The 8,663-nt window shown below is 46.5% G+C and carries 9 protein-coding genes; 4 read left to right on the forward strand and 5 right to left on the reverse strand.

The features are described 5' to 3' along the window. The first annotated feature begins 63 nt into the window (after positions 1-63). Both RMO35_RS12750 and tsaE read left to right on the forward strand, forming a co-directional pair. On the forward strand, positions 64-1,500 hold the full coding sequence (locus RMO35_RS12750) for a YvcK family protein (RefSeq protein WP_309741661.1): 1,437 nt from the start codon (positions 64-66) through the stop codon (positions 1,498-1,500). Positions 1,501-1,631: 131 nt separating this feature from the next. Further along, positions 1,632-2,060, forward strand: coding sequence for a tRNA (adenosine(37)-N6)-threonylcarbamoyltransferase complex ATPase subunit type 1 TsaE (tsaE, locus tag RMO35_RS12755; protein ID WP_309741662.1), 429 nt, complete (start codon positions 1,632-1,634; stop codon positions 2,058-2,060). 67 nt (positions 2,061-2,127) lie between these two features. Here tsaE and RMO35_RS12760 read toward each other — a convergent pair whose 3' ends face one another. After that, a complete protein-coding gene (locus tag RMO35_RS12760; RefSeq protein ID WP_309741663.1) occupies positions 2,128-4,452 on the reverse strand; it encodes a Tex family protein in 2,325 nt (774 codons plus the stop codon). A 135-nt stretch (positions 4,453-4,587) separates the two neighbouring features. Between RMO35_RS12760 and RMO35_RS12765 the strand changes: the two genes are divergently transcribed. Next, positions 4,588-4,986: a DUF6896 domain-containing protein gene (locus RMO35_RS12765; protein ID WP_309741664.1), complete on the forward strand. Its 399-nt coding sequence runs from the start codon at positions 4,588-4,590 to the stop codon at positions 4,984-4,986. Between the two features lie 95 nt (positions 4,987-5,081). On the opposite strand, the gene RMO35_RS12770 is transcribed toward RMO35_RS12765, so the two are convergent. From RMO35_RS12770 to opcA, 3 genes are all read right to left on the reverse strand, one after another. Further along, positions 5,082-5,687, reverse strand: coding sequence for a hypothetical protein (locus RMO35_RS12770; RefSeq protein WP_309741665.1), 606 nt, complete (start codon positions 5,685-5,687; stop codon positions 5,082-5,084). Then, positions 5,674-5,856 carry a hypothetical protein gene (locus RMO35_RS12775; RefSeq protein ID WP_309741666.1) on the reverse strand — a complete coding sequence of 61 codons (183 nt, stop codon included), beginning with the start codon at positions 5,854-5,856 and terminating at the stop codon, positions 5,674-5,676. Before RMO35_RS12775 ends, RMO35_RS12770 begins: the two co-directional genes overlap by 14 nt. A 243-nt stretch (positions 5,857-6,099) precedes the next feature. Then, positions 6,100-7,467: a glucose-6-phosphate dehydrogenase assembly protein OpcA gene (gene opcA, locus RMO35_RS12780; protein ID WP_309741667.1), complete on the reverse strand. Its 1,368-nt coding sequence runs from the start codon at positions 7,465-7,467 to the stop codon at positions 6,100-6,102. A gap of 17 nt (positions 7,468-7,484) precedes the next feature. Between opcA and RMO35_RS12785 the strand changes: the two genes are divergently transcribed. Further along, positions 7,485-7,646, forward strand: a complete 162-nt coding sequence (locus tag RMO35_RS12785) for a hypothetical protein (protein ID WP_309741668.1) — start codon at positions 7,485-7,487, stop codon at positions 7,644-7,646. A 25-nt stretch (positions 7,647-7,671) separates the two neighbouring features. Here RMO35_RS12785 and zwf read toward each other — a convergent pair. Then, the coding region (gene zwf / locus RMO35_RS12790) for a glucose-6-phosphate dehydrogenase (RefSeq protein ID WP_309741669.1) at positions 7,672-8,663 on the reverse strand (992 nt) is incomplete at its 5' end.

Consider the following 8,663-nt stretch of genomic DNA (forward strand, 5'->3'; position numbering starts at 1 on the left):
AGATTGACTCATCTCAAGTCTATCTATAACTTTAAAAATTCTCTTATTTTTAATCAAAAAATAATGTCGATCGGTCTCTTCAAACGAGCAATCAGGAATTTAAGTCGTGGTAGTAGTGTACTCCCCTCACAGGACGGAAAATATTCTAGCGTCCGGCGACTAGTTCAGTGGTTATCGCCAGGGATTTTTGTCAAACGCTGGCTATTCACGATTTATGTTGGCGTCTTGATGACGATTTTGGGCTTGGCGATTTGGCTGAAGTTGACGCCAATTTTCTGGTTATTCCAGCTCGTGGACAGGGTAATTGAGTTTGTCGCTAGAGTGATTCCGCATTATTTATCGGGGCCGATAGTGCTGGGCTGCGGTCTGTTCCTGATGTTTTGGGGTCATAGCCGTTCGCTAGGCGAAATCAGTAAAGTTTTACGCCCAGATGGCGGACAAACCCTGCTCGATATGCTGTGGAATAATCGCCGCCTCAATCGCGGGCCAAAAATTGTGGCAATTGGCGGCGGTACTGGTCTATCGACACTGCTTAGAGGCTTAAAGCTCTATAGTGCCAATTTGACCGCGATCGTTACTGTTGCTGACGATGGGGGTTCTTCTGGACGTTTGAGGCGAGATTTTGGAGTTCTACCTCCTGGTGATATTCGCAACTGTATTGCTGCCCTCGCTGATGAAGAGAAATTATTGACCGAACTGTTTCAATATCGATTTGAGGCTGGGGACGGCTTGAGCGGACACAGTTTCGGCAATCTATTTCTGACGGCGATGTCAGAAATTACAGGCGATTTGGAACGTGCGGTCGTCGCTAGCTCTAAAGTATTGGCAATTCGGGGGCGAGTGTTACCTGCGACACTAACCGATGTATCGTTATGGGCGAGACTAGCTGATGGCAGGACGATCGAGGGCGAGTCAAATATTGGTGGCTCTGATGGTCAAATTGTCGAAATTGGCTGCTCTCCAGCCAATCCTCCCGCCTTACCAGCGGCGATCGCCGCCATTGAAGAAGCCGATTATATTATTATGGGGCCAGGGAGTCTGTACACGAGTGTCATTTCCAACCTCCTCGTCCCAGAAATCGCCGCAGCCATCGCAGCACGTCAAGTACCTCGGCTCTACGTCTGCAATATTATGACCCAGCCAGGAGAGACGACAGGCTATACAGTAGCAGATCATATCGAAAGTATCGACAGGGCTTGCGGTCACAAATTATTTGATGCCGTATTGGTTCAGAAAAATCCCCCGTCGGCGGGTTGTCTCCAGTACTATGCTGAAGAAAATTCTTATCCCGTATTGCTCGATCGTGAGGATGTGAAACAATTGGGTCGGAGTATCTTTTCTGTCAATGTGATGGAAGAAGATCCCGATACTCGCTATCTCCGCCACAACCCCCGTCGGCTCGCTAAAGCGTTGATTCATTTCTATCGCCGCGCTCAAGAGTCTGCCGCATACCGAAATGTGAAAGTAACGCCATTGGCTCGGGGTATTAAGTCGGCTTGAAGGGGTAAAAGGTAAAAGGTAAAAGGTAAAAGGTTAGCTCGGATTATAATTATTAACTGGTAATAACTACTTTGAGTACAAATTAGTTTGTTTAAATCGACCGATCTTGAAGTCTAAAATCTAAGTGCGACATGAACGAACGGATCTGCCGATTACCAGATGCGAAGGCTACTCAGGCTCTAGGAAGCGAACTAGGTAAAACTTTGCCAGCAGGAAGTGTATTGCTATTGACAGGTGACTTGGGCAGTGGGAAAACCACTTTAGTGCAAGGTTTAGCTTTGGGACTAGAGATCCAAGATGCGATCGTCAGTCCGACATTTACGATTATTAATGAATATTTAGGTGCCAGGTTGCCACTTTATCATTTGGATCTCTACCGCTTAAATGCTACAGAGGTAGACGAACTTTATCTCGAATCCTATTGGTTGGGACTAGAGAATGAATTAGGCATCGTCGCGATCGAGTGGGCTGAGAGATTATCAAATCTACCTTCCGATTATATCCGCATCGAACTAACTTACGATCCAGCCGAAGGTAGGATTGCCAAGATTTTTAGTTGAGTTTTAGTGTACCTTCGGAAAACAGTGGCGTGCGCGAGTCGCTGTCTTGGCTGGGATCTAGCAAAGCCTAGTTTTTCTTGCCAAACTTGCGTTGTAAATCTGCCAGTGTTGCTGGTTGAGTCGATTCCGGCTGTGCTGGTGGTGTTTTTGGTAATATTTTCGCTGGCTTAGCTGATGATACTTGAGGTTTATTGCTACGTGCGATCGTCGGTTGTGGCGATGGACGATCGTTAGTTGTCGCACCAGTTTTCATCGTCAGGCTCACTCGTTTTAGTTGAGCATTAACTTCCAAGACTTTGACCTTCACAACTTGCCCGACTTTGACAATCTGATTGGGGTCGCTGACAAAGTTATCCGAGAGTTGGGAGATGTGTACCAATCCGTCCTGATGCACGCCGATGTCTACAAAGGCTCCAAAGTTGGCTACGTTGGTCACAGTGCCCTCCAATTCCATGCCAACGACTAAATCGGTAATCTCCTGAATTCCCTCCTTGAAGGTGGCATATTTGAATTCTGCGCGAGGGTCTCGTCCGGGTTTTTCGAGTTCGCCGATGATATCGCGGAGGGTGGGTTCGCCAATTGTCTCGGTAATATACTTCTTCAGGTCTACTTGTTTGAGTTGTGTGCCTAATTTAGTTGGCTCTGTCAGAGGGATATTGACATCTTTGGCGATCGCCGCCAAGATTGGATAACTTTCAGGATGGACGGCGGTATTATCCAGCGGGTTTTCACCATCGCGGATGCGCAAGAATCCGGCGGCTTGTTCGTAAGCTTTTGGCCCTAACTTAGCAACTTTGAGCAGTTGTTTGCGGTTTTTAAAAGCTCCATGCTCGTTCCGATAGGCGATGATATTGTTAGCAACTGCGGGACTTAAACCAGATACAAATGCGAGTAATTCTTTCGATGCCGTATTGAGATCGACACCAACATAGTTCACACAACTTTCGACGGTATCGTCGAGTTTTTTTCTAAGTAACTTTTGGTCTACATCGTGTTGATATTGACCGACACCGATCGACTTGGGATCGATTTTTACTAGCTCTGCCAAAGGATCTTGTAAACGGCGACCGATACTAATTGCACCGCGCACGGTAATATCCAAATCGGGAAATTCCGATATCGCCACTTCACTAGCCGAATAAATCGATGCTCCCGATTCATTCACCATTACTTTAATCGGTTTTGGTTCGAGATCTGCCAAAAGCTCGATGACAAATTGGTCGGTTTCGCGTCCAGCCGTACCATTCCCGATCGCGATTAATTCGATATGATATTTTTTGATAAACTGTCTAACTGTATTAGCCGCTTGTTGACGTTGATTTGCTGCTTGATGGGGAAATACTGCTTCATAAGCCAAATATTTTCCCGTCTCCGATAATACGGCAACTTTACAACCACTGCGGAAGCCAGGATCGATCGCCAGTGTCGGTTTCATCCCCGCTGGAGCCGATAATAATAACTCGCGCAGATTGGTTTCAAAATTAGAAATAGAGCCGATATCTGCTTGCAATTTACACTCAGCTCGAACTTCATTTACCAGCGATGTTTTCATCAACCGATTGAAAGCATCTTTGAGCATCGCCTGATAAAACTCTCGAATTGCCGGGACTTTGGTTTTAATCTCTTGAGCTGCTAAATACTCACAAATATCATCTTCACTAAATTCCAAGTCCAGACTCAACACCTTTTCAGTTTCACCGCGAAAGAGAGCAAGTAAATTATGCGGCGCAATTTTACTAACAGGTGCAGAGTACTTCCGGTACATCTCAAACTTCGTCGAGCCTTCAGTCACATCATCCTTAATCTTGGAAACAAACTGCCCTTCCGACTGAATATATTCCCGCACATAGGCACGTAAATTGGCTTTGTCGGCGATCGATTCAGCGATAATGTCTGAAGCACCAGCAAGAGCTTCGGCTGCTGTCTTGACGCCTTTCTCCTCGTCGATATATTTAGCAGCTTCGGGTTCTAATTCTACAGACTGGGCACTAACATTATTTAAAGAGCGAATTAATTCAGCCAGCGGCTCTAAGCCTTTTTCTCTAGCAATTGTCGCCCGAGTACGTCGCTTGGGCTTGTAGGGTAAATATAAATCTTCTATCTCGGTTTTTAATAAACTGTTCTCGATCTTGGCACGCAATTCTGGAGTTAACTTGTTTTGAGACTCGATCGAACTCAGAATACTCTCTTTTCGCGCCGCCAGTTCTGTCAGATAATTAAATCTTTCTTCCAGTTCCCGCAACACGATCTCATTCATCTCATCCGTGCGCTCTTTCCGATACCTAGCAATGAACGGAATCGTGGCTCCCTCGGCAAATAAGTCTAGGACATTTTGCACGATACTAGGGCTTAAGTCGAGTTCGGTAGCAATCTGAGCGCGGATATCTAACATAGGAAAATTATTAATATGAAAAAGGCTTAAAATTTAGACGGTGGTCGATACCCACAATACAATCTTATCTTGTTACCTCCCTCTAACCAACCCACTATCTAATATTTTTAATGTTAAATGCTAGAGAGATTTATAATGTCAATCTATGAATATCAATCTAAAGTAAAAGAAGCTATCGATTTATTCGAGCGATACAAAGGATTGGAACAGCCCAAACATCCATTGGAATGGCAGGCATCAGGAATATCTCAATTAGGATATTTAGATCCTGAAGGCAAAATATTTTACTTTTTACATGGATATGGTTGCTGTGTTAATCTACAATCTGGTCGAGTAGATTGGGACTTTGGAAGTGAAGGTCAGATTGATGGATTCGATCTCTTCCGTTTACACGAATTTGTCAATAAAGGAACACAGGACTTTACAGAATTCAGAGATGAGGCGATATTGAAAGCTATATTTACAGAAGCCGAATTAAAAGGATTAATTTATAAGTCGGACGATATTTTGTATTATTTAGCTAATGTAGGTTAGGCTGAAGAATGAAACCCAACATTTCTAAGGTGTCTGTGAGATAGTTGGGTTTCGCTGTCGCTCCACCCAACCTACGATTCTATCTCAACTATTTACTAGTTTCGATCGCTACTCACCATCCATTTGAGAATGCCCAGAATCCGCTCGACAGGGGTAACTTGATATTCGTTAATATCGATTGTTACATCTTTACCCTCTAATTTAAGAAATTGCCATAACTTACCACTGGTAACACAGCCATAAATAACTGGAATAACTTTATCTTTAGCTTGGTTGAAAATCTGAGCGGCAAACATCTCTGCGATACATTGCCCTAGCCCAACATCTAACTCCCCTTTTTTTGCTTCTACTAACATGAGAATCGGCGCTTGAATTACATAAGAGGTTGTCGATCTGCTAAACAGAAAATCACAGAAACCATTCAAGCCTCGATCTCGATCTACATTAAACTCTTCTCCAGAAAATAACTGAATTCGATCGCCAACCAGTCGCCGTACTTCAACTAAAATTGGGCTGACTAATAATTCTGACTTAGCTTTCTCGGATCTAGCTCTTTGTGCTAATGGTAAAGATTGCCCAAAAATAGTTAAAAATTCGGTTTGTGGGGTGGCTGGTGGTAAAGAATCACAGAAAGTTGACTCAAGTAAGTTAATTTCAAATCGATCTATTACATCTTGCAAGGAAAAGTTATTGTAAGCCATAATACTTGTGTCGATCGAGAGGAGAAATCTTGTTTTCTTCCTTAACTGGACGATTGCGCTTTTTGAGATCGATCCTAAATTGCTTTACCAGCACAGCTCCAAATTCTTGATTTTCTACTGGTTTAACTCGTCTTGCTCTTTCAAACGGAAACTCAGATTCCTGATTCATATGGTGTAGGTTGGGTTGAAGAATGAAACCCAACATTTCTAGGGTGTTTGTGAGATAGTTGGGTTTCGCTATCGCTCTGCTTGGTGCGCTGTCTTGTCTCGCATAATCCGGGAGGGAACCTCCCGGCTGCGAGCCGCTGTCTTGACCCAAACACATGCGGAGGGAACCTCCGCGTGATTTGGGTCGCTAAACCGTCGGGGAACAAAGGCGTGCGCGCATCCGCTACCCAACCTACCCAATAACTTACCCTACTTTACTCAAAATCTGAGCCACTACAGTCATCGTTTGCTCATAGAGTAGATCCCGACTCCAGCGTTGGAGATACTCAGCGAGTAAATCTTCGGCACTGCGCTCGGCGAGAGAAGTTACTTCCTCGACTCGGGCGGTTTGAGTACCGCCGCGCATTTCCATCTGCATACAGCCAGCGACTTCCGAGCAGAGGACGGTGATGCAGTTGGCTTTAGGATTGGTGGAGTTGAGGCGGACACCCATCAAATCGCCTGGAATATCACCGACATTCGCAGTAGGCATCGCGGCGAGTTCGGTATGAATCTTGCGTCCGTCGGGGGCGACAAAATCTACCTCGCGCAAGTCATAGTCGCCGCCAGTATGCTTGTAGCTGGCGGGTTGCCATTGGAGGCGACTGGAGAGCCATCCGAGAAACATGAGTGCCTGGGCGGGATTACCCGCTTCGTAGTTAATGTCTACCCGATCGATCTCAGTAATATCCTTCCGTCTGGCTGGCGGATCGAAGGCTTCAGCGGTGAGTTCTTGCCAGCCAGCAATCCTCCGCCAGTTGAGATCGATGACGGGAATCCCCCGATCGAGTATTTCATGCAGTTGCAATAATTCAGCCTCACTCTGCACGAACTCAGCCGAATCAAAGATCGCTGCATGTGCTTTCTGTGCTAGCTGTAAAAATAGCGGTTTGATCGGTGTGGGGGTATCTTTCCACCACAAGAATTGGGGATAGTCGGACACAGCAAGATTCGCGATGCTCTCACCGTTGCGCTCTAAGGCGTCTGGCGTGGCTCTCAAGGTCACGTATTCACTACCCACGAGGGATTGCGAGGATTGTTTCTTCATCGGGCAATAGACGGACACCTGAGCGGTGACGCCAGCATCTTCGCTGCTGATGACCGGACAGAGGGTGACGATGCGCCGGGGATTGGTATTGGCGATCGCATCTGTGACTACATAGCCGCGATTGTCCACATCTTTTTCAATCGCGATCGCATGGGTATCGTGAGTAGCAGTAATCCGAGCGTGGTAAGCAGCCTCGATTTTGCTCATTGTCTCGCGATCGAGCTTACCAGTCTTGGGAAGTTGATAGGCAGTTTGAGCGGCTCTAATTGCTTTAACTTGAGCGGGGCCAAAAATACCATCGATCGGCCCATTATAGAAACCCAACACTGCTAGCATGTGCTGTGTCGGTTCTGGCTCGTACACCATCAATGTGAAGGTCGTAGCTTGAGTAGCCACGATCGCATCTTGGGTTTGACTCTCTGGTTGATAGTCTTGCCAGATTTTGCCTAATTCCTGTTCGATATCAGCGACAGAAACATCCTTCGGCGCACGGAGGGAGACGACTGGTGGGGATTGAGTACTCATAAGTTGGGAGTTGGAAGTTGGCAGATGGGAGTTGGCAGATGGGAGTTGGCAGATGGGAGTTGGCAGATGGGAGTTGGCAGATGGGAGTTGGCAGATGGGAGTTGGCAGATGGGAGTTGGCAGATGAGAGTTGGGGCAGGGAGCGGGAAGCCGGGAGAATTATTTTTCCGTCACTCCTAACTCCCAACTCCTCACTCCCAACTATTTACGATCGATGCCACTTTCGACCATCATCATTGATCAGATCTTCAGCAGCTAATGGCCCCCAAGTACCTGCTTCATACAGCGAAACCGAACTCGGATCGGTATTAGCTTCCCAATCTGACAGTGCGGGGGTGACGATCCGCCATGCTTCTTCGACTTCATCAGAGCGAGTAAACAGAGTTTGATCGCCGAGCATACAGTCGATCAATAACCTGTCGTAAGCATCAGAAGACTTCACACCAAAAGCTTCTTGGTAGTTAAATTCCATATTCTCCGTGCGGGTGCGGAGATCTGCTCCGGGCATTTTGGCTTCAAATTGAAGCGAAATGCCTTCATTCGGATAGATCTGCACTGTCAGCACATTGGGGTTGGCTTGACGGGAAGCTGATTGGAAAATCAGCCACGGCACTTCTTTAAACTGGACGGCGATTTCTGAAACCTTTTTTGGTAAACGTTTACCAGTCCGCAGATAGAATGGCACATCTTTCCACCGCCAGTTATCGACCATAAATTTCATCGCCACAAAGCTGGAAGTCACCGATTCTGGCGCGACGCCAGGTTCTTCGCGATAGCCCGGTACTTGGTCGCCTTTCATCCAGCCTGCTTCATATTGTCCCCGAATAGCCGATCGACTAAGATTGTGGACATCTGCGAGGCGGGTAGCTTCGAGGACTTTGACTTTTTCAGTCCGAATCGAGTCAGCATCGAGGGCGTTGGGTGGTTCCATTGCGGTGAGGCAAAACACCTGCATCAAATGGTTTTGAATCATGTCTCGCAGTGCGCCAGCGGATTCATAGTAACCAGCCCGATCTTCGACGCCGACTGTTTCAGCAACGGTAATCTGGATGTGATCGATATAATTGCGATTCCAGAGGGGTTCAAAGATGGCATTGGCAAATCGCAATACCATCAAGTTTTGGACGGTTTCTTTGACCAGGTAGTGGTCGATCCGGTACACTTGCTGCTCTTGGCAATGCTGGCGGACGACGCGGT

The organism is Chamaesiphon sp. OTE_20_metabat_361 (assembly GCF_031364565.1).

Excerpts from the sequence above, each read along its gene's own strand:
- RMO35_RS12750 (WP_309741661.1), top strand. The coding sequence starts at position 64 with ATGTCGATCGGTCTCTTCAAACGAGCAATCAGGAATTTAAGTCGTGGT.
- tsaE (WP_309741662.1), top strand. The coding sequence starts at position 1,632 with ATGAACGAACGGATCTGCCGATTACCAGATGCGAAGGCTACTCAGGCT.
- RMO35_RS12760 (WP_309741663.1), bottom strand. The coding sequence starts at position 4,452 with ATGTTAGATATCCGCGCTCAGATTGCTACCGAACTCGACTTAAGCCCT.
- RMO35_RS12765 (WP_309741664.1), top strand. The coding sequence starts at position 4,588 with ATGTCAATCTATGAATATCAATCTAAAGTAAAAGAAGCTATCGATTTA.
- RMO35_RS12770 (WP_309741665.1), bottom strand. The coding sequence starts at position 5,687 with ATGGCTTACAATAACTTTTCCTTGCAAGATGTAATAGATCGATTTGAA.
- RMO35_RS12775 (WP_309741666.1), bottom strand. The coding sequence starts at position 5,856 with ATGAATCAGGAATCTGAGTTTCCGTTTGAAAGAGCAAGACGAGTTAAA.
- opcA (WP_309741667.1), bottom strand. The coding sequence starts at position 7,467 with ATGAGTACTCAATCCCCACCAGTCGTCTCCCTCCGTGCGCCGAAGGAT.